Raw genomic sequence first — 18,854 nt, 5'->3', positions numbered from 1 at the left:
GATGATAGCGTGACTGAGTACCAAGCCTTCCGTGTGGAGTTGAAGGACAAGATCGCCCATGTAGCGATCAATCGACCTGACAAGGTCAATGCCATGAACGCTGCGTTCTGGAGTGAGATTGTCGATATTTTCGAGTGGATCGACGATACGGACGATGTCCGTGTAGTGGTGCTTTCAGGCGAGGGTAAACATTTTTCGGCCGGTATCGATCTGCAGTTGTTAGCGCAAGCCGCAACCCAGATGGGGAATGATGTCGGACGCAACGCCGAGCGCCTGCGCCGTCAGATTCTCAAGCTGCAAGCGTCGTTCAATGCCGTGGACAACTGCCGCAAGCCGGTTATCGCAGCCATCCAAGGATATTGCATAGGCGGTGCGATCGATCTGATCGCTGCTTGCGATATGCGTTACAGCACGCTCGACGCGCAATTCTCCATCAAGGAAATCGACATGGGCATGGCGGCTGATGTCGGAACACTGCAACGGCTGCCGCGAATCATCGGCGATGGAATGATGCGAGAGTTGGCTTATACCGGACGCACCGTTGAAGGCCAGGAAGCGCAGGCCATAGGATTGGTGAATCGAGCCTATCCTGATCAGCCGAAGCTGATGGCCGCGGTGTTCGCTCTGGCAGCTGACATCGCTGCGAAGTCGCCGGTGGCGATTCGCGGCACCAAGGAAATGATCCGCTATATGCGCGATCACCGCGTCGATGACGGTCTCGAGTACATTGCCACCTGGAATGCTGCAATGCTTCAGTCGGCAGACCTCAAGGTGGCCATGGCTGCCCATATGAGCAAACAGAAACCGGATTTCTCCGACTGATGCATCATCTAAACGTTGCGCGGGAGGCGCGCTAGGCATGGTTACCGGAGCTACTTCACTCAGCCTGGTCCGCGATGAACTATTCGCAACCATGGAGGAAGCCGAGCAGAGCCTCGAGCATTTCATCATTGATCGGAACAACGGAAGTCTGCTGCAACAGGCCGTGGAAAATCTCAAGCAGGTTCGGGGGACACTCAATCTCATCGAATTGACCGGGGCCGAGTTGCTGGCGCAGGAAATACTCCAGCTCGCCACCGATATTCCGGTTGGCGCAGGCGAAGAACGGGATACTCAGCTGGCAGCGCTGAGCAATGCCCTGTATGTGCTCGGGCGCTATCTTGAAAGTGTTGATGCCAGCCGTCAGGAAATGCCGGAACTGCTCCTGCCGCCGATCAACGCGCTGCGGCTCGTCAGTGCACAGTCCCCGTTACCCGAGAGTTTCTTCTTCAGTGCCCGACTCGATCATGCGCGACCACCAGTGGTGGCGGCAGTGCGAGAGCCTGCCGCGCGGATGACCGAAGCACGACGCTTACGACAGATGTATCAGGTCGGTCTGCTGGGTTTCATTCGTGAAGATAATGCTGCCGCGAGCCTCAAGCTCATGGCGCGAGCCCTCAGTCGATTGGATCTGCTGTTCGCCAATACTCCTGCTGGCCGCCTATGCTGGTTGGGCAGTGCGGCGTTGGAGGCCCAGCTGGATGGCCAGCTGCTGCCGCGTCAGTCACGCAAGCAACTGTTTTCCCGGCTCGACCGTGAGCTTCGACAACTCAGCATCAATACGGCCTACGAGCCGCCGCGTGTCCTGCTCAAGGAATTGCTGTATCTGGTTGCGTTGGCGGAAAGCAGCGGGCCCATGGCGACTCAGGTTCGCGAGACGTTCTCGCTTGGTCCGCTGCCCTTTACCGATCATCTGCTCGAGGACGAGTCCCAGCGCCTCGCTGGTCCCGGTCAGGCAGTGATGCGTTCGCTGTCATCGGCGATTCGTGAAGAACTGGCGAGCCTCAAGGATCTGCTGGACCTCATCGAAAGGCAGACGGCTCCGAGCGAATCGTACGCCAACCTGCACAGTCTGTTGGGGAAGCTGGCGAAGACCCTGGGTATGGTGGGGCTGTCTTCCGCTTCGAGTACCTTGCACGCTCAGCTTGCCACGGTCGCCGGCTGGAGCGCCGAACAGGCTCCGGACTCCCAGGCGCTGCTGAAGCTGGCCGACGCGGTGCTCTATGTCGAAAGCATGGTGGCAAGCCTGGAGCGCGGCGAGCGCCGTGATTCGCGGCCTCCAATTGCCCAACCGGGCCAGGAAGCTGAAGCCTTCGCCAATCATCAGCTCACCGAGGCCTGCATTGTTGTGATCGGCGAAGCGACCGCGGGCCTGGCGTTGGCCAAGCGCGCTATCACAGCCTATCTGGAGTCCAATGGGGAAAAGCTGCATCTGGCTAACGTCCCGTTCAGCTTGATGGCGGTTCGTGGCGGGTTGCGTTTCCTTGAGCAAGATCGGGCGGCCGAGCTGATCGGTGCTTGTGCCGACTTCATTCAGAAGCAGATGCTCGAAGGCGTGCAGATGCCTCCAGAGCAGATGCTCGAAACCCTTGCCGATGCCTTGACCAGCCTCGAGTACTACCTCGACGGTGGCGCAATACTGCGGCGCGACGACTCTCGCGCCAGCGTGCTGGATATTGCGTCCGAGAGCGTTCGCGCATTGGGTCTTCCGGTGGCTGCCTGATGAGCCTTCGCTGGCAGCCTGCACTGCTCGATCCCGCGAACGAAGGCGGGTGGGCCGTTGTGCATTGTCAGCAGGGTTTTCTTTTCGATGCCAACGGTGTGCTGTTTCCGAGAGGCTGGCTCAAGCGGCTTGAATTACCTGTGATAAGTGAGCAGGGCTTGGGTTACTTCGACGGCGACCCGGTGTTTCTGTTGGAGCTGGCTCACCCTGCCGAAGTGCCTGGTGCAGCCTGGCAGGGCTTGCGTCAGTTCATGATGCAGGACGATGATGTCGACAGGTTCCGTATGCTCGGCTTCGCCGCACAGATCGGCACCTGGGCCAATCATCATCGCTTCTGCGGAAGCTGTGGCAACCCGATGCGTCAGCATCCGACAGAGCGGGCAATGCAGTGCGAGAGTTGCGGCATTCATCATTACCCGCGTATATCTCCGAGCATGATCGTTCTGGTGACTCGTGGCGATGAATTGCTGCTGGCGCGTTCACCGCGCTTCGCGCCGGGTGTATACAGCACGCTGGCGGGCTTCGTTGAGCCTGGCGAGTCGGTCGAGCAGTGCGTCCGGCGAGAGGTGCATGAGGAAGTCGGTGTTTCGATCCAGGAGCCTCGCTACATCTGCAGCCAGGGCTGGCCGTTTCCGCACTCGTTGATGCTTGGCTTCCACGCGGAATATGCGTCGGGAGAGATCGTCATGCAGCCTGAGGAGATCGAAGATGCCGGCTGGTTCTCGATCCACGATCTGCCGGCACTACCAGCGCCAAAATCCATTGCCCGCTACTTGATCGACTTGTATGTGGCTCGACGTTCAGGCCGCCCCGAACCAGTGCTGCCAAGCTAATCTCAGGCTCAATGCCAGCACGACCGAAATAAAGATCGGTCGAATGAACTTCGATCCACCTTGGATCGCTGTGCGTGCCCCCAGGTAGGCGCCAACCATCAATGCGAGCCCCATGCCGATCCCCAATGCCCAGGCAACCTGGCCACTGATCACGAATACGGCAAGCGCAACACCGTTGCTGACGAAGTTCATGCTGCGCGCCACGCCGCTCGCTTTTAGCAGATCCAGTGGGTAGATCAGCATGTTGCTGACGGTCCAGAAGGCGCCGGTGCCGGGGCCGGCCACGCCATCGTAGAAACCCAGCGTCAGCCCCTGCGGCCATTGTCGGCGTTTGCCGATCGGCGCTGAATCTTCTCGTGGTGTGGTCGGCACCCGACCGAACAGCAGGTACAACCCACAGGCGAAGACCACCAAGGGCAGCATTTGATTAAGCCAGCGGGCGGGAATCCAGTGCGCCAGTCCTGCGCCTAGTGCTGCGCCTACGGCTGTAGCCGTGAGTGCGAATCGCCATTGCCCGGGATCGAAGAGCTTACGGCGATAAAACGTGAAGCTTGCCGTGGCCGAGCCGAAGGTCGCGCACAGTTTGTTGGTGCCGAGAACCAGATGTGGCGGTAAGCCGGCCGTGAGTAATGCGGGTAGGGTCAAGAGACCACCACCCCCAGCGATCGCATCGATAAAACCCGCAAAGAAGGCAACGGCCATCAGAGCGGCCAGTACCAGCGGGTCTGTGGCGAATTCAAGCATTGGCATGCGCGTCACTCATGAGCAAATTGGTGAAGACAGGCGGCGCATGATGCCGCTTGCGTTGCCGCAAGCCAATCGCGAGCTAATAAACGTCGTTTCACCGTATCGTTAGGAGGCAACAAAGCAGAATGTCGACTCGTAGTCAGTGTCCCCATCTGCTGCTGGCTGCGCTGCGTGACCCTGTCGATAATGTGCCGTCAAATTTTCGGGAATGTGGCGATGCAATATCTGGGGCTTGCAGTGGTTGTCGCGTTGCTTGCGCTGATCACTGCGCTGATAGCGGTGCGTATGCTGGTCGGCGGCCGCTGGCTGTTGGGGTGGCTGCGAGGCACCGTCGGTATGCTGGTCCTCGCGCTGGGTGGTCTGATTGGCTTGATCGCCTGGGACGTCACCACTTATCAGCCGCTGGAGCAGGGTGCACCGTTGGCGTCCTTGTCGTTTCAGGCCGATGGCCAGCAGCGCTATCAAGTAAAGGTGGAGGAGGGGCAGCAGATCCGTTTTGTCACGCTGGAGGGTGATCTTTGGCAACTCGACCTGCGTGCACTTCATTGGAAAGGTCTGGCAACGCTGATCGGTTTGAAATCGGGCTATCGGCTGGAGAAGCTTTCTGGTCGCTACCTCGCCGTCGAACAGCAGGATCAGGCTCGCCACCCTCATGTGGCGCTCGGACGGAGCCAAGCTGGGGTCGACTTCTGGGCTTGGCTGCAGCGCTGTCAGTGCGCACCGCTGGTCCTCGAGGCCCAGCCGCGACGGGTGAGCTTTCTACCGATCGCCGACGGCGCTACCTATACGGTTGAGATGGCACCCACGGGTCTGTTGGCGAAACCGGCAAACGCTGCAGCGGAACAGGCGATGAAAGACTGGTAACGGCGAAGATTTCAGCTAGTGAAGAAAGGGAACCCTGAGGTTCCCTTCTTTGTTTCAGACCCGTTAGGCGAGGTAGCCACCGTCCACGTTGAGCGACAGGCCTGTGGTGTAGCTCGATGCGTCGCTGGCCAGATACAGCACGGCGCCGGCCATTTCACTCGGGTCGGCGACGCGATTCAGCGGGATATGACGCAGCGCTTCTTCACGGATCGAGTCGTTCTTGACCAGCGCCGAGGCGAACTTGGTGTCGGTCAGGCCCGGCAGCAGCGCGTTACACCGAATGCCTTGCGGTGCGCATTCCTTGGCGAACGCCTTGGTCATATTGATCACCGCAGCTTTGGTGACTGAATAGATGCCCTGGAAGTTGCCTGGCGTCACGCCATTGATGGAGGCGACGTTGATGATGCTGCCGCCACCATTTGCACGCATCAGCTTGCCGGCCTCGACGGACATGAAAAAATATCCACGGATGTTCACGTCGACAGTTTTCTGAAAAGCCGAAACGTCGGTATCGAGGATGTGGCAGAACTGTGGGTTGGTCGCTGCGTTATTGACCAGGATGTCCAGCCGACCGAATTGCTCGCGAATCTGAGCGAATACCGTTTGAATCTGTTCCAGCTCACCGATGTGGCAGGCAACCGGCGTCGCTTTGCCACCAGCTGCGACGATTGCATCCGCGACAGCCTGACAGCCTTCGATTTTGCGACTGGAAACAATGACATGGGCGCCTTGCTGGGCCAGCAGTTTAGCGATGGCCTCGCCGATGCCGCGGCTGGCGCCAGAGACGAAAGCGATCTTGCCATCCAGGTCGAACAGGGTGGTTTTGCTCATGAACTGTATTCCTCTTGGTGAGCTGTATTACAGCTTCGATTTATGGATGACCTGCAGGCTTACTTGTTCGAGCAGGGCGTTCATTTGAACGAATTTAGCGAACCGCTGATCCTGGGTCTGGCCGTGGAAGTAGCGGTAGTAAATTTGTTGCACGATAGCCGCTAGACGAAACAGGCCGTAGGTGTAGTAGTAGTCGAAGTTATCGATATGAATGCCGGCACGCTCGGCGTAGTAATCGACGAACTCCTGGCGCGTTAGCATGCCTGGAGCATTGCTGGGCTGTTTGCGGATCAGTTGCATAGGCGGCGGATCTGTCGCTTCTATCCAATAGGCAAGCGTATTGCCCAGATCCATCAGCGGGTCACCAATGGTGGTCATTTCCCAGTCCAGCACGCCGATGATCTCCATCGGGTTCTCCGGGTTGAGGATGACATTGTCGAAGCGGTAGTCGTTGTGCACGATACCGGGCTTGTGGTGGTCAGCAGGCATCTTGTCGCGCAGCCAGGTTTTGATCGGTTCCCAACCAGGGGCATCCGGTGTGGCGGCCCGCTCGTAACGATCGATCCAGCCGGTAATCTGACGCTGCACGTAGCCTTCGGGCTTGCCCAAGTCGCCAAGGCCGCAGGCGCTGTAGTCCACGTTGTGCAGCTCGACGAACTGGTCGATGAAGCTCTTGCACAGCGCGGTCGTCTGTTCTGGCGTAAATCCGAGTTCAGCCGGCATGTCTTCACGCAGGATGATGCCCTGGACGCGCTCCATGACATAGAACTCGGCACCGATAAGCGCCTCGTCAGTGCAGTGGACGTAGGCTTTCGGGCAGTAAGGAAAGCCCGCGTTGAGCTGATTGAGGATTCGGTATTCGCGGCCCATGTCGTGTGCGGACTTGGCTCTGTGGCCAAACGGTGGGCGACGTAGCACGAATTCCTGCCGAGGATACTCCAGGAGGTAGGTCAGGTTGGACGCGCCACCCGGAAATTGCGAAATGTTCGGGCTGCCTTCCAGTCCCGAAATATGGGCTTTGAGGTATTGATCGATGACTGCAGCGGGCAGTTCTTCACCTTCACGGATGCGGCTGGTCTGATCTGTTAGCGCCATGCTTGTCCCTTCTTGTAATCGATGCCTTGATGAGCAGGTTCATGGCGGCTGTACTCCGCAACGCCAGCTGACCATCCAGCACCCGTAATCTAATGGGCGCCCATGACAGCACCAAGCAAAGACGGTCTTTATTGGTCGGGGTGTTGCTATGTAATCACGATGCTTGATGCTTGAACGTCACTAAAAAAGCGCACAAAAAAGCCGAAGTCGCAAAACTTCGGCCTTTGCGTCACATCTCGGCAAGTTAGGCCGGGAACAGCTCGCTCAGCTTCAGCGCGAGCATCATGTCGCCCTCGGCGCGCAGCTTGCCTGCCATGAACGCCTGCATGCCGTCGGTCTCGCCACTGATGACGCCCTGCATGGTTTCGCTGTCCATGATCAGCGTAACGTTGGCATCGGCGGACTCGCCTTTGTGAAAGTCACAGGTGCCATCCTTAACGACCAGATAGTAGTTTTCCGCGTCGGTGATATTGAACTGGAAAACCAGGTCCAGACCGGCTGCAGCGCTGGGGTTGAACTTGGCTTTCATGCCCTGGATGGTGTCGTCGACGTTGCTCATCGGATATGTCCTTTTTTTATCGTGGAAATTGCAGCCTCGGGCTGCAGTCGGGTTGGAGCTTATCGATAGGTGACGAGCTCCGGATTCTTCAGCAGTTCCAGATGCACATGGCTGTTGAACGAAGCCAGCGCTACGTCGTTGTCGCGATACTTCAGGCAGCTGAGCGAGGTGTTGACGATCTGCCAGTTCAATTCGAACGCCTTGATGGGCGGCACGCCGATGATCAGTTGAAGCAGTGCGGTGATGGTCCCGCCAGACGTGAAAACGGCGATGTGATCCTTTTTGTTCGCCTGATCGAGCAAACGGTTCAATCCGTTTTGGACACGGTCGATAAAGCTCTGCCAGCTTTCCAGCCCTGCTTTTTCATGCTCGCCAGAAACCCATCGATGAATCACGTAACTGAACAGTCGCTGGAACTCGGCACGGTGACTGGCAGCATTGCTGAATATCTGCATCGCGTCAGGCTCAACGGCCAACAGATCGGCCATGTGAGCACGAATCACCTCGTCAGCGTGAAACTCATTGAACGCTGAATCGATTTCGATGGGACATTCATCTAGATCATGAGTGCTCATCCGCGCCAGGGTGGCCCGAGCGGTATCTTGCTGCCGGCTCAACTCTCCGCTCACGCAGCGGTCGAAACGAACACCTAATTGCTCCAGGTAATCTCCCAGGGCTGCTGACTGTCGAAAGCCAAGCGGCGATAGGACATCGTAGTTTTCCGCGCCGAATGACGCCTGACCATGCCTGATCAGGTAAATACTGCCCATGTTCAGCTCCAGGACCCTGTTTTTCGCGAGGGTAGGGGGATCGATTAGGAGTGTCAACGATAAATCATACGTTTGTTTGAATCGGCTTCCGCTGGCTCAGGTGTCTATGCAATCGGTATGCTTGAGCGCTTTACGCCATGCCGTGTCCCGCTGGCAACCGTAGGTGATCCGAGGAGGATATGTGGAATTTCTTGCTGACTATGCAAGCTTTCTGATTAAGACCGTCACGCTAGTGGCGGCTGTGCTGGTAGTGCTAGCTGCGCTCGCCACACTGCGGCGCGGAAGGAGCAAGCAGACGGGTGGCCATCTGGAAGTCCATAAACTTAACGACTTCTATAAATCGATGCGTGAGCGTCTCGAACAATCGCTGATCGATAAGGATCAACTCAAACTGCAGCGCAAGCGTGAAGCCAAGGCAGCCAAGCTGGCGAAGAAAAAGCCGGAAACCCGCCCACGGGTGTTCGTGCTCGACTTCGACGGCGACATCAAGGCGTCGGCCGTCGACAACCTGCGGCATGAAATCACTGCACTGCTGACCTTGGCCACGCCACAGGACGAAGTGGTCCTTCGTCTGGAAAGTGGCGGCGGCATGGTCCACGGGTACGGACTCGCTGCCTCGCAGCTGGTGCGCATCCGTGATGCAGGTGTGCCGTTGACGGTGTGTGTCGACAAAGTTGCAGCGAGCGGCGGATACATGATGGCGTGTATCGGCCAGAAGATCCTCAGCGCACCTTTTGCAATTCTCGGCTCCATTGGGGTCGTAGCGCAGCTGCCCAATGTCCATCGATTGCTGAAGAAGCATGATGTCGATGTCGAGGTGCTCACCGCAGGTGAATACAAGCGTACCCTGACGATCTTTGGTGAAAATACCGATAAGGGACGGGAGAAATTCCAAGACGATCTGGAAACTACGCACGAGCTGTTCAAGAACTTCGTCGCCCGCTATCGCCAGCAGCTGTCTATCGACGATGTTGCCACTGGTGAGGTCTGGCTGGGTATCGCCGCTCTTGGCAAGCAGCTCGTTGATGAATTGAAGACGAGCGATGAGTATCTGGCTGCTCGCGCCCGCGAGGCGGATCTGTTCCAGCTGCACTATGCGGAGAAAAAAAGTCTTCCAGAGCGATTCGGCATGGCGGCGAGTGCCACCTTGGAGCACGGCTTGCTGAAGGGCTGGACACGTCTCAACGAACAGCGATTCTGGCAATAAGGAGCAACTGATGGGTAGCTTCAAAGCACTGCAAACCAGCGAACATGCCGATGGCCGTTTCGAAACACGTGTCGTCGAGAGAGTCATCGACGAACTCCCTGTGGGTGAGGTGTTGATTCGCGTTAGCTACTCATCGCTGAACTACAAGGATGCGTTGTCGGCCAGCGGCAACCGCGGCGTTACCCGAAGCTTTCCGCACACACCGGGCATTGATGCGGCCGGCACAGTTGCCGAATCGAGCGTCCCGGAGTTTTCCAAGGGCGATGAGGTCATCGTTACCGGATATGACCTTGGAATGAATACGGCGGGCGGTTTCGGTCAGTTCATTCGCGTGCCGTCGGCGTGGGTAATCAAGCGCCCTGCCGGGCTTTCCTTGCGCGAGGCCATGGCGCTTGGAACGGCAGGGCTGACTGCGGCACTCTGCGTGGACAAGCTCGAGTTGGCGGGCCTTGAGCCAACAACCGATGCGCCAGTTTTGGTGACCGGTGCTACGGGTGGAGTCGGCAGTATTGCGGTGGCCTTGCTGTCCCGTCTTGGTTACAGCGTCGCTGCGGTGACCGGTAAGGCCGATCAAGTCGATTTCCTAACCCGGCTTGGCGCCGCGCAGGTCATTGAGCGTGGTGTGCTTCAGGCGGGGGCGGAGAAACCTTTGTTCAAAGAGCAATGGGCCGGCGCGGTCGACACCGTCGGTGGCGAAATTCTTTTCAACGTCGTCAAATCGTTGCGGCGTGGCGCCAGTGTCGCCTGTTGCGGTCTGACTGCCGGGACGAATTTTCAGGCCAACGTCATGCCCTTCATTCTGCGCGGCGTGAATCTGCTTGGAGTCGACTCGGTGGAAATCCCGCTGGTCGTCAAAGCGTCGATGTGGGACAGACTGTCCGTGCAGTGGAAATTGCCGAATCTGGATGATCTGGTGCAGGAGATTTCGTTGGAGGAGTTGCCTGCAGCTATCGAGCGAATCCTGGCGGGGCAGCAGGCCGGTCGAGTACTTGTGCGGCTTGACTGACTGTGTGGCCCCTTCGGTTAACCGGCTATTGATGACATAGCTAAAACCGATTTTGTTGCGTTGATCGAGTGAGCGAAGCTAGCGCCACTCCAACGCAACAGGAATGGGTCATGAAAGCACTGGCAGAGAAGATCATCGAAGCATTCGGCAAGAAGCAGCCGACCGAGGTCCTTCAGGTCGAGCACCCCAACTTCTGGATGTATCAATAAAAAACCGCCGAAAGGCGGTTTTTTTATTGCAGCACGAGCGTGGATTCAGCCTTGTCGGCGGCGAAACAAGGGCAACGGTTCATCGACGGCCGATTGGTAGGTGACGGAGAAATCCTTCAAACCTTCCAGCGCCTCATAGGGGTCGCGGTCAGCGCGCACCGCGAAGGCGTCGAAACCGCAACGACGCATATAAAACAGTTGATCGCGCAGCACATCGCCTATGGCTCGGATCTCGCCTTTGTAGCCGTAACGCTCGCGCAGCAGGCGAGCGCTGGAGTAGTGGCGACCATCGGTAAAGGCAGGGAAGTTCAGTGCGATGACTTGGAAATGCTCAAGGTCGTCGGCGATTTCTTCCACGGCTTCGTCGGCGTCCAGCCAAACCCCGAGACCGCCGTCGCGAGCTTTCAATGCATGAGCATGATCGAGCCATAGCTGGAACGGCACGATCAGATCGTCACAATTGGACAGACCATCAAGCGTTACGTCCTTGGGTAGCAGATGCCAGGTTTCGTCGATGACCTGGCCGTCCTTAATGATTCGCTGCATAGACGCGCTCCTTGAAGGGGTCGATGCCGATACGGCGGAAGGTGTCGAGGAACTGTTCATCTTCTGTACGTTGCTCCACATAGACGCCGATGATCTTTTCGATCACGTCGGGCATAACGTCCTGAGCGAAGGACGGGCCAAGTATCTGGCCGAGGCTCGCATTGCGGCCGGAACTGCCGCCGAGCGAGACCTGGTAGAACTCGGCGCCTTTCTTGTCCACGCCCAGAATGCCGATGTGACCCACGTGGTGATGTCCACATGCGTTCATGCAGCCGGAGATGTTCAGATCGATGTCGCCGATGTCGAACAGGTAGTCCATATCATCGAAACGGCGCTGGATGGCTTCGGCGATCGGAATCGACTTGGCATTGGCCAGTGAGCAGAAATCGCCGCCAGGGCAGCAGATGATATCGGTCAGCAGGCCGATATTCGGGGTGGCGACGCCCAGTTCGCGCAGCTCGCTCCACAACTCGAACAGCCGCGACTGTTCGACATCTGCGAGGATCATATTTTGTTCGTGGGAGTTGCGCACTTCACCGAAGCTGTAGCGATCGGCCAAATCGGCGATGGTATCGAGCTGCTTATCGGTCACATCGCCTGGAGCCACTCCGGTGCTCTTGAGCGATAGGGTGACGGCTGCGTAACCGGGCTTCTTGTGTGCCACCACGTTACGCTGGCGCCAGCGGGCGAAACCGGGATGCTCGGTATCGAGTTGAGCGAGCGCGGCGCTTTGATCTTCCAGAGGCTTGTAGGCCGGGTCGACGAAAAATTTGCTGACGCGCTCGACTTCGGCTTCGGTCAGCGTGCTAGGGCCATCTTTGAGATGGGACCACTCGGCCTCGACGCGCTCGGCGAAGACCTCCGGCGTGAGCGCCTTGACCAGAATCTTGATGCGCGCCTTGAACTTGTTGTCGCGACGGCCATAGCGGTTGTACACACGCAGGATGGCGTCGAGGTAGGTCAGCAGATGCTGCCAGGGAAGGAATTCGTTGATGAAGCTGCCCACGATCGGTGTGCGGCCCAAACCACCCCCGACTGACACGCGGAAGCCCAGCTCACCAGCCTCGTTGTTCACTGCTTCGAGGCCGATATCGTGCACTTCGATGGCGGCGCGGTCGCTCGAGGCTCCGTTCACGGCAATCTTGAACTTACGCGGCAGGAAAGCGAATTCCGGATGGAAGGTCGACCATTGGCGAATGATCTCGCACCAGGGGCGTGGGTCGATCAGCTCGTCTTTGGCTACACCGGCAAACTGGTCGGTAGTGGTATTGCGGATGCAATTGCCGCTGGTCTGGATCGCATGCATCTGCACCGTTGCCAGCTCGGCGAGAATCTCAGGGACATCTTCGAGTTCCGGCCAGTTGAACTGCACATTGGTCCGGGTACTGATGTGGGCGTAGCCCTTGTCGTACTTGCGGGCAATTTCAGCCAGCTTGCGCACCTGGGTCGAAGACAGCAGCCCATAGGGCACCGCGATACGCAACATGGGCGCATAGCGTTGAATGTACAGGCCGTTCTGCAGGCGCAGGGGGCGGAATTCCTCGCCACCGAGTTCACCCGCCAGAAAGCGACGGGTTTGATCGCGAAACTGGCGAACGCGATCCTCGATGATGTGTTGGTCGTACTGGTCGTAAACGTACATGGGATGTCCTGTTCTCAGGGCTGTCTACAGCTTATCGCGCGCACGGCCGCGCACCCATTCAGGGAGGGCGGCACGATACCAGCTAGCGGTTATGCGCAAAAGTGATGTTTGGGAATATGTTTAGAACGAAACGCTGCTTTATTGGCATTTGAAGCGGTGAGCTTGAGCGACTCGCTGGCGTGGTCTTAACTGCAAGCAACGTGAGCCCGATAACAAGGAGAGCAGCCGTGTCAGAGCAGTCCAATCAACGCGGTAATGACAGCGTGGCGGATGCCACCGCTATTTTCGTCCTGATAATTCTAGTCGTCGCAACGGCGGTTTTCTGGGTCAGTCACCAATAAAGCATGCTACCTGTGCCGGGGCTGTCACAGACCGGCAAGATACAGCACCAGCTTGACCACGCCGAGGATGATCAGTACGAACGCCACTGTGAAGCCGACACCCAACAGAATGAAGTGGCTCGGTTTTCCCTGACTGAAATCCCTTTCTCGGTTTTTTCCGCTCTGCACACCGAGCGCGCCAGCCAGAACGCTTTGTAGCATTTGCCGAAACGTGAGTGGTTTTGGTTGCTTGTCGTCGTTCATAGCCGCCCCGATATGACTGATCCCCTCGAAGTCTAGCCACCATCAAGCAAGCCGTCGCATCTAAGTTCCGAGGGTGCCTGCAGCGGCTAGGGTTTGTTGCTTGATCTTGTCGGGTGCGCCGCGTAAGGTTCGCGCCTTCAGCCGCCAAGCGGCTGTCTTCATGGAGTGCGCGGTGCCCGGATCAAGGTTCGGGTTAAATGGGAAATCAGTACCAAGCTGATGCTGCCCCCGCAACGGTAGAGCCGAACCTTCGGCCAAGCCCGATACCAGCCCGTACTCCCCAAGGAATTGTCGCGGTGGGCGACATCCTCAGAACGCCTTGCGCCTGTTCCAGGCTGTGCGGCCGTTCTGCCGCCCGCGCGTCTCGAGACGGAGTGGGCATGTCTATCGTTTTCCGCTGGGCTGGTTTGGTGCTTTCGCTGCTGCTCGCTCCTCCCGCCCTGGGCGGGCAGGTTAAGGCGATCATCTCGCAGTACAGCGCGGCTGAATTCGCCTCGGCAGTGGCCCTGTTCAAACAGCGCCAACCGGACGAAATCATCGATGCACGGACCCCGGAACAGCTGAGCGAGATGGATGATGCCCGCATAGCCGAATGGCTCCAGGGCGGAGACACGCTGCTCGCTGTCGGCGTCTTCGGGTCCGAGGTGGAGCGCTTGCGGCCGCTGATCGAGGGGTACAGCTCCGGTGATCGTTACATCATGCACAGCGATCAGGGGCTGGTTGCGATGAGCCGTATCGATGGCACGCCCGTGTTCCGCGACCGTGAACAGGCATCACGTCTCGGCGCAGAAAAGCCCGGCGAGGATCTGGCCGGCTGGGTCCGCGAGCTTGGCGATGCCAATCCCGATCAGACCGGGTGGATCGAGGCGCGTAGCTACTGGATTGCCGGTGGGAGCGATAACATCGCGCGCCTGCTGAGCTGGCTGTCCGACGATGGTTCGAGGCGGATCATGCCTGCCGAGCCGCGTCCAGCGCTACGCTTCTACCAGGACGGGCGTACTCTCAACGCATCTGAGCTCGTCTGGCGCGGCGACAGCATGGTCGCGGTGATCGATCATGGCCGTGCCGATCGCCGGGGCGACGCCGACCTCAACAACGCGCTCTGCCAGACGCTGCAACAGCGTGATATCGCCTGCGTCAGCCTGCTCGCTGGATGGGGCGAGGGCACCCTGCAGGCGCTGCGTTGGCTCGAAAGCGGTGCGCATCCGACGCTGGCGGCGGTGGTCGTGCTGCAGGATTTCGTGCTCGGCGGTGGCGAGGGGCGAGAAGAGGCCACCGAGATACTCAAGCGCCTCGATGTGCCTGTGCTCAAGGCCTTGCGCCTGGATGACCGTGACGAGAGCGCCTGGCAGCTCTCCAGTGACGGGCTCGGGCGCGACAAGGTCCACTACCAGTTGGCCATGCCGGAGCTGCAGGGCAGCAGCCAGCCGATGGTGCTGGCCGCGTGGGAGTCGGCGCAGATCGATCCGAATTCCGGTATCCGTTTTGGTTTCAGCCAGCCCTTGCCGTCCCGGATCGAAGCGTTCGCCGCTCGGATCCATCGCTGGCAGCGGTTACAGCGCAAGGCCAACAAGAACAAGCGTGTCGCCATCATCTATTACAACCATCCGCCGGGACGGCACAACATTGGTGCCGACAACCTGGACGTACCGCAATCCTTGCTCGCGATACTGCGGCGTCTCAAGGCTGAGGGCTACGAAACAGGCGAGTTGCCGCTGTCGTCCGAGGCGCTGCTGGGTATGCTGCAAGACCATGGCGTGAATCTGCCTGAGCAAGGGGATGCGTTGGCCAACATGGCCGAGAAGGTGCCCGGGCTCGACCGCGATGGATATCTGCGCTGGTTCCGTACCTTGCCGCCGGCCTTGCAGGCCGAGATGGTGCATGGCCCGTTGGGCCACTGGAGCGCGCAGATGCGTCGGGCACTGCAGGCGTCGCATCTGGATATCGCCCAGCAGACCTTGCGTGATGGGTCGAGCGAGCTGCATCACCTGCTCGATGGCGTCGAGCATCCGGCCAGAGCCCGCGCGCTGGATCTGCTCGGGCAACTCGAGCACTTCTACGAACGAGCGCTCGAGCAGCCCGGGCTGGCCAACTGGAGTGAAGCGGATGAGCTGATCGACGCGCTGGCGGCTACAGGCATCGAGGGGCTGCGTGGTTGGGGCGAAGCGCCTGGACGGGTGATGGTGCAAGGGGAGCGGATGGTTTTTCCAGGTCTACGTCTGGGCAACGTCTTCCTCGGTCCGCAGCCGCCGCGAGGCTGGGAAGTGGACGAGGAATTGCTCCACGCCAACCTGGTCTTTCCGCCAACGCACCAGTATCTGGGCTTCTATCACTGGCTGCGCGACGACTTTCGTGCCGATGCCTTGGTGCACCTGGGGCGTCACTCTACCTACGAATTCCTGCCGCGGCGGCGTGCCGGGCTGAGTGCCGAGGATTACCCGCTGCAGATCGTCGGTGATCTGCCGAGCATCTATCCCTACATTGTCGATGGCGTGGGTGAGGGCATCCAGGCCAAGCGTCGAGGGCTCGCGGTGATGATCGATCACCTCACGCCGCCTCTGGTGGCGACGCCGCTGTACGACGATCTGCTCAAGCTGCGTCAGCTAATCGAGAGTTTCGAGGCCGGGACTGGCAGCACCGAAGGGCCCGCTCGGCGCGCGACCATCGCTGAGATCAAACGGCTGCTGAGCGAGTCCGGGTTGGAACCCGAGCTGCGCGATTCCATGGCCGAGCCGCTCGCCGCGCGCGGTATCGATTTCGATCAGGTCGACGACGATCTGCTGGTCCACGAGGTCGGTCATTACCTAACCAATATCCAGGAGCGCTTCATGCCGCTCGGTCTGCACGTGTTCGGCAAGCCCTGGTCCGAGGAGGCGGTCGATACTCTGATGGCGTCGATGGGCGCCGAACGGACCGAGTACCGCCAGGCATTGGTCGATTCCCCGGCAGCCGAGATGCGGGCGCTGATCCACGCGCTAGAGGGAGGCTTCGTCGCGCCGGGTAAAGGCAACGATCCGATCCGCACGCCGGAGGCGTTGCCCACGGGGCGCAACTTCCACGCGCTGGACAGCAGCCTGCTGCCGAGTCGTATCGGTTGGGGGATCGGTCGAGAACTGGCCGATCGCGCCCGTGAGCGAGCCATGCCGGAGGGCGGCCGTGAAGCGGTCATCCTTTGGGCCTCGGACACCGTACGAGACGAAGGCGCCATGGTTGCGTTCGGCCTCGATCTGCTCGGCGTCGAGCCGGTCTGGAACAGTCGGGGAATCGTCGAGGGGATCGAGCGGGTGCCGCTTGAGCAGGGTCATGAACGCCGTGACTTGATGTTCACCACCTCCGGCCTGTTCCGGGATTTGTACGCCGACCAGCTTGCGCTGCTCGAGCGCGGTGTGCTGTTGGCGCTGGACGGCGCCAGCAACACCATCCGCCGGGATTATCCCGCTCTGCGTATCGCTTTGGATGCCGCGCTGCAACCGATCGGTGCGCTGGCGACCGGGGGAGATGAGACCCTTTCACAGAACCGGATCGCCGCCAACTGGGTCGAGGACGCGGCGCGCCGATTGGACGGCGGCGCCGATGCCGAGCAGGCTGGAAGCCTGTCGGCGCTGCGCCTGTTTGGGGTGGCACCAGGCGCCTATGGTGCAGGCATCAACGCGCTGGTGGAACGCTCCGGCAGTTGGCAGGACCGTAGCGAGTTGGCGCGCAGCTACGTCAACCGGATGGGCCATGCCTACGGCCTGCAGCACAATGGCGAGCCGGTCCAGGCAGTGTTCGAGGCTGGCTTGAAGCAGGTCACACGTACCTATCTAGGACGTTCCAGCAACCTCTACGGGCTGATGGACAACAACGATGCGTTCGACTACCTCGGTGGCCTGAGCATGGCCGTCGAGCATTTGGCCGGCCAGGCGCCCGAAAATTTCGTCAGCTGGCACAACGACCCGACCAAGGTGCGCCTGGAACCCTTGCAGCAGGCGTTGCTGGCGGAGCTTCGCGGCCGCTTCCTCAATCCGGCCTGGATCAAGGCGTTGATGCAGCATGATTACGCTGGCGCGCGGACCATGGGCAGCGAGTTCCTGGAATATCTCTGGGGCTGGCAGGTGACCAACCCGGACATTATCCAGGACAGCGCCTGGGAGGAGGTCAAGGCGGTGTATCTCGATGATCACTACCAGTTGGGGATCGATTCCTTTCTTGAACAGGGCGCCAATGTGCATGTGAAGACCAACATGCTGGCGATCATGCTGGTGGCCATTCACAAGGGCTTCTGGCAGGCCGACGAGCAGACCCGGAGTGAGTTGGCTGAGGCCTTCGCCACGCTGGTTTCTGCGAATGGGCTCCCCGGCAGCGGCCACACCCGCCCCGACCATCCGATGATCGAGTGGCTGCTGCCCCAGCTGAAGCCAGACGTTCGGGAGGCTTTGCAGGCGCGTCTGGATGCCGCGAAGCGCGAGCCGCAGCACACCATGAAGGCGCCCAGCAGTATCAGCGAGATCCAGCCAGACGTAGCCGAGCAGTCTGTCGAGGCGCAGGAGTCGCAAGGCGAGAGCGATACCAGTGCCAGCCAATACTTGTGGCTGGTTGCGCTAGTCATGCTGTTGCTGCTGGGCATCGGTATCTGGCGAGGCCGCCGAGCACCATCCAGGGGTGGCTCATGAGTATGCTCGATGACCGTTTGTTCGGCTGGTTGCACCTGCTGGTGGGGTGGCTGCTGCAGCCCGTGACCTGGGCGCTGTTCGGACTCATGGCCATGATGATCTGCGACGCAGGCGTCGCGGCGGGAGAGCGGTTTGGTGGGCTTCGGCGCTGGCGCATGCTGACGGTGGCCGAAATCGAGAGGCGTGCAAGGCGGCGGCTTGATCGCGCCGATCTGATCGCTCGCGTCGGGCCGATGCTCGGCCTGATGGGCACATTGATACCCCTCGGTCCGGGCCTGGCTGCGCTGGGAGACGGCAATGTGCAGATACTCAGCGTCGCGATGCGAGTGGCCTTCGATACCACCGTGCTCGGGCTGTTGATCGGGGTGGGCGGCTTTGCGCTCGGCCGTTTGCGACGACGTTGGTATGACGAGCTGCTGGATGAGATCGAAGCGGCGGAGGCGCGCGACAATGAGTCGACGGTGGCGATCTAGTCGATTTGCGGCTGGCGATGACGATCCGTTGGGACCCTTGGCCAATCTGGTCGACGTAGTCCTGGTATTCGCCTGTGGCTTGATCGCCGCGTTAGTCGCCCAGACCGATCTACTGGAGCAACTCGATGCCGCCAAACAGCCCGTGACGGTCGAACGCGGGCGTGAGCTGCCGCGCTTGCCAGACAGTCTGGAGGGCAGCTCCGGCCAAGGCCTGGAAAGTGTCGGGCAGGTCTACCGTGATCCCTTGACCGGCAAACTCATCCTGATCGGAGACTGACTACCGAGTCCTATCGT

The 18,854-nt window shown here is 59.6% G+C and carries 17 protein-coding genes and 1 riboswitch; of the genes, 9 read left to right on the top strand and 8 right to left on the bottom strand.

Translation table 11 applies throughout. The features are described 5' to 3' along the window. The first annotated feature begins 9 nt into the window (after nucleotides 1-9). From UF78_RS11485 to nudC, 3 genes are read left to right on the top strand one after another with little or no spacing between them, the layout of a single operon-like run. On the top strand, nucleotides 10-822 hold the full coding sequence (locus UF78_RS11485; protein WP_045162421.1) for a crotonase/enoyl-CoA hydratase family protein: 813 nt from the start codon (nucleotides 10-12) through the stop codon (nucleotides 820-822). A gap of 37 nt (nucleotides 823-859) precedes the next feature. Further along, complete coding sequence (locus tag UF78_RS11480) at nucleotides 860-2,542, top strand: hypothetical protein (protein ID WP_045162362.1); 1,683 nt, start codon at nucleotides 860-862, stop codon at nucleotides 2,540-2,542. Next, entirely contained in the window at nucleotides 2,542-3,375 is an 834-nt protein-coding gene (nudC, locus tag UF78_RS11475) for an NAD(+) diphosphatase (protein WP_045162361.1), read from the top strand. Before UF78_RS11480 ends, nudC begins: the two co-directional genes overlap by 1 nt. Here the strand turns inward: nudC and UF78_RS11470 are convergent. Next, nucleotides 3,343-4,125 (bottom strand): TSUP family transporter, encoded by a 783-nt coding sequence (locus UF78_RS11470; protein WP_045162360.1) that lies wholly within the window; start codon nucleotides 4,123-4,125, stop codon nucleotides 3,343-3,345. The genes nudC and UF78_RS11470 overlap by 33 nt on opposite strands. Nucleotides 4,126-4,338: 213 nt before the next feature. Here UF78_RS11470 and UF78_RS11465 point away from each other — a divergent pair, with 213 nt between their 5' ends. Then, on the top strand, nucleotides 4,339-4,986 hold the full coding sequence (locus UF78_RS11465; RefSeq protein ID WP_045162359.1) for a hypothetical protein: 648 nt from the start codon (nucleotides 4,339-4,341) through the stop codon (nucleotides 4,984-4,986). A 63-nt stretch (nucleotides 4,987-5,049) separates the two neighbouring features. Here UF78_RS11465 and UF78_RS11460 read toward each other — a convergent pair whose 3' ends face one another. The 4 genes from UF78_RS11460 to UF78_RS11445 all read right to left on the bottom strand — a co-directional run bounded on the left by UF78_RS11460 (nucleotide 5,050) and on the right by UF78_RS11445 (nucleotide 8,241). Next, entirely contained in the window at nucleotides 5,050-5,826 is a 777-nt protein-coding gene (locus UF78_RS11460; protein ID WP_268988819.1) for an SDR family oxidoreductase, read from the bottom strand. Between the two features lie 18 nt (nucleotides 5,827-5,844). Continuing rightward, complete coding sequence (locus UF78_RS11455; RefSeq protein ID WP_045162357.1) at nucleotides 5,845-6,912, bottom strand: phosphotransferase family protein; 1,068 nt, start codon at nucleotides 6,910-6,912, stop codon at nucleotides 5,845-5,847. A gap of 244 nt (nucleotides 6,913-7,156) precedes the next feature. Next, on the bottom strand, nucleotides 7,157-7,471 hold the full coding sequence (locus UF78_RS11450) for an SCP2 sterol-binding domain-containing protein (RefSeq protein WP_025241974.1): 315 nt from the start codon (nucleotides 7,469-7,471) through the stop codon (nucleotides 7,157-7,159). Nucleotides 7,472-7,530: 59 nt separating this feature from the next. Beyond that, nucleotides 7,531-8,241 carry a histidine phosphatase family protein gene (locus UF78_RS11445; RefSeq protein WP_045162356.1) on the bottom strand — a complete coding sequence of 237 codons (711 nt, stop codon included), beginning with the start codon at nucleotides 8,239-8,241 and terminating at the stop codon, nucleotides 7,531-7,533. A gap of 181 nt (nucleotides 8,242-8,422) precedes the next feature. Between UF78_RS11445 and sohB the strand changes: the two genes are divergently transcribed. Further along, nucleotides 8,423-9,448: a protease SohB gene (gene sohB / locus UF78_RS11440; RefSeq protein WP_045162355.1), complete on the top strand. Its 1,026-nt coding sequence runs from the start codon at nucleotides 8,423-8,425 to the stop codon at nucleotides 9,446-9,448. Between the two features lie 10 nt (nucleotides 9,449-9,458). Next, nucleotides 9,459-10,454 carry a YhdH/YhfP family quinone oxidoreductase gene (locus UF78_RS11435; RefSeq protein ID WP_045162354.1) on the top strand — a complete coding sequence of 332 codons (996 nt, stop codon included), beginning with the start codon at nucleotides 9,459-9,461 and terminating at the stop codon, nucleotides 10,452-10,454. 254 nt (nucleotides 10,455-10,708) lie between these two features. On the opposite strand, the gene UF78_RS11430 is transcribed toward UF78_RS11435, so the two are convergent. The 3 genes from UF78_RS11430 to UF78_RS11420 form a co-directional block, all read right to left on the bottom strand. Further along, nucleotides 10,709-11,209 (bottom strand): DUF934 domain-containing protein, encoded by a 501-nt coding sequence (locus UF78_RS11430; RefSeq protein ID WP_045162353.1) that lies wholly within the window; start codon nucleotides 11,207-11,209, stop codon nucleotides 10,709-10,711. Beyond that, nucleotides 11,193-12,851 carry a nitrite/sulfite reductase gene (locus UF78_RS11425; protein WP_045162352.1) on the bottom strand — a complete coding sequence of 553 codons (1,659 nt, stop codon included), beginning with the start codon at nucleotides 12,849-12,851 and terminating at the stop codon, nucleotides 11,193-11,195. The genes UF78_RS11430 and UF78_RS11425 overlap by 17 nt, the downstream gene beginning before the upstream one ends. A gap of 365 nt (nucleotides 12,852-13,216) precedes the next feature. Beyond that, nucleotides 13,217-13,435 carry a DUF2970 domain-containing protein gene (locus UF78_RS11420; RefSeq protein ID WP_045162351.1) on the bottom strand — a complete coding sequence of 73 codons (219 nt, stop codon included), beginning with the start codon at nucleotides 13,433-13,435 and terminating at the stop codon, nucleotides 13,217-13,219. 152 nt (nucleotides 13,436-13,587) lie between these two features. Further along, nucleotides 13,588-13,724, top strand: a riboswitch (cobalamin riboswitch). A 91-nt stretch (nucleotides 13,725-13,815) separates the two neighbouring features. Here UF78_RS11420 and UF78_RS11415 point away from each other — a divergent pair. Genes UF78_RS11415 through UF78_RS11405 form a run of 3 tightly spaced genes read left to right on the top strand, consistent with a single transcriptional unit; the run spans nucleotide 13,816 to nucleotide 18,837 of the window. After that, on the top strand, nucleotides 13,816-18,087 hold the full coding sequence (locus UF78_RS11415; protein ID WP_080890606.1) for a cobaltochelatase subunit CobN: 4,272 nt from the start codon (nucleotides 13,816-13,818) through the stop codon (nucleotides 18,085-18,087). After that, nucleotides 18,084-18,560, top strand: a complete 477-nt coding sequence (locus tag UF78_RS11410; RefSeq protein WP_230623633.1) for a MotA/TolQ/ExbB proton channel family protein — start codon at nucleotides 18,084-18,086, stop codon at nucleotides 18,558-18,560. The genes UF78_RS11415 and UF78_RS11410 overlap by 4 nt, the downstream gene beginning before the upstream one ends. Nucleotides 18,561-18,597: 37 nt before the next feature. Then, on the top strand, nucleotides 18,598-18,837 hold the full coding sequence (locus UF78_RS11405; RefSeq protein WP_230623632.1) for a DUF2149 domain-containing protein: 240 nt from the start codon (nucleotides 18,598-18,600) through the stop codon (nucleotides 18,835-18,837). Nucleotides 18,838-18,854 lie beyond the last annotated feature (17 nt).

The organism is Stutzerimonas stutzeri, from assembly GCF_000952685.1.
In the GTDB taxonomy this organism is placed as follows: Bacteria; Pseudomonadota; Gammaproteobacteria; order Pseudomonadales; family Pseudomonadaceae; genus Stutzerimonas; species Stutzerimonas stutzeri_E.
The sequence above is the reverse complement of the archived record's forward strand: the minus strand, read 5'-3'. Positions and strand labels throughout refer to the sequence as shown.

Excerpts from the sequence above, each read along its gene's own strand:
- UF78_RS11480 (WP_045162362.1), top strand. The coding sequence starts at position 860 with ATGGTTACCGGAGCTACTTCACTCAGCCTGGTCCGCGATGAACTATTC.
- nudC (WP_045162361.1), top strand. The coding sequence starts at position 2,542 with ATGAGCCTTCGCTGGCAGCCTGCACTGCTCGATCCCGCGAACGAAGGC.
- UF78_RS11470 (WP_045162360.1), bottom strand. The coding sequence starts at position 4,125 with ATGCCAATGCTTGAATTCGCCACAGACCCGCTGGTACTGGCCGCTCTG.
- UF78_RS11465 (WP_045162359.1), top strand. The coding sequence starts at position 4,339 with ATGCAATATCTGGGGCTTGCAGTGGTTGTCGCGTTGCTTGCGCTGATC.
- UF78_RS11455 (WP_045162357.1), bottom strand. The coding sequence starts at position 6,912 with ATGGCGCTAACAGATCAGACCAGCCGCATCCGTGAAGGTGAAGAACTG.
- UF78_RS11450 (WP_025241974.1), bottom strand. The coding sequence starts at position 7,471 with ATGAGCAACGTCGACGACACCATCCAGGGCATGAAAGCCAAGTTCAAC.
- UF78_RS11445 (WP_045162356.1), bottom strand. The coding sequence starts at position 8,241 with ATGGGCAGTATTTACCTGATCAGGCATGGTCAGGCGTCATTCGGCGCG.
- UF78_RS11435 (WP_045162354.1), top strand. The coding sequence starts at position 9,459 with ATGGGTAGCTTCAAAGCACTGCAAACCAGCGAACATGCCGATGGCCGT.
- UF78_RS11430 (WP_045162353.1), bottom strand. The coding sequence starts at position 11,209 with ATGCAGCGAATCATTAAGGACGGCCAGGTCATCGACGAAACCTGGCAT.
- UF78_RS11425 (WP_045162352.1), bottom strand. The coding sequence starts at position 12,851 with ATGTACGTTTACGACCAGTACGACCAACACATCATCGAGGATCGCGTT.
- UF78_RS11420 (WP_045162351.1), bottom strand. The coding sequence starts at position 13,435 with ATGAACGACGACAAGCAACCAAAACCACTCACGTTTCGGCAAATGCTA.
- UF78_RS11415 (WP_080890606.1), top strand. The coding sequence starts at position 13,816 with ATGTCTATCGTTTTCCGCTGGGCTGGTTTGGTGCTTTCGCTGCTGCTC.
- UF78_RS11410 (WP_230623633.1), top strand. The coding sequence starts at position 18,084 with ATGAGTATGCTCGATGACCGTTTGTTCGGCTGGTTGCACCTGCTGGTG.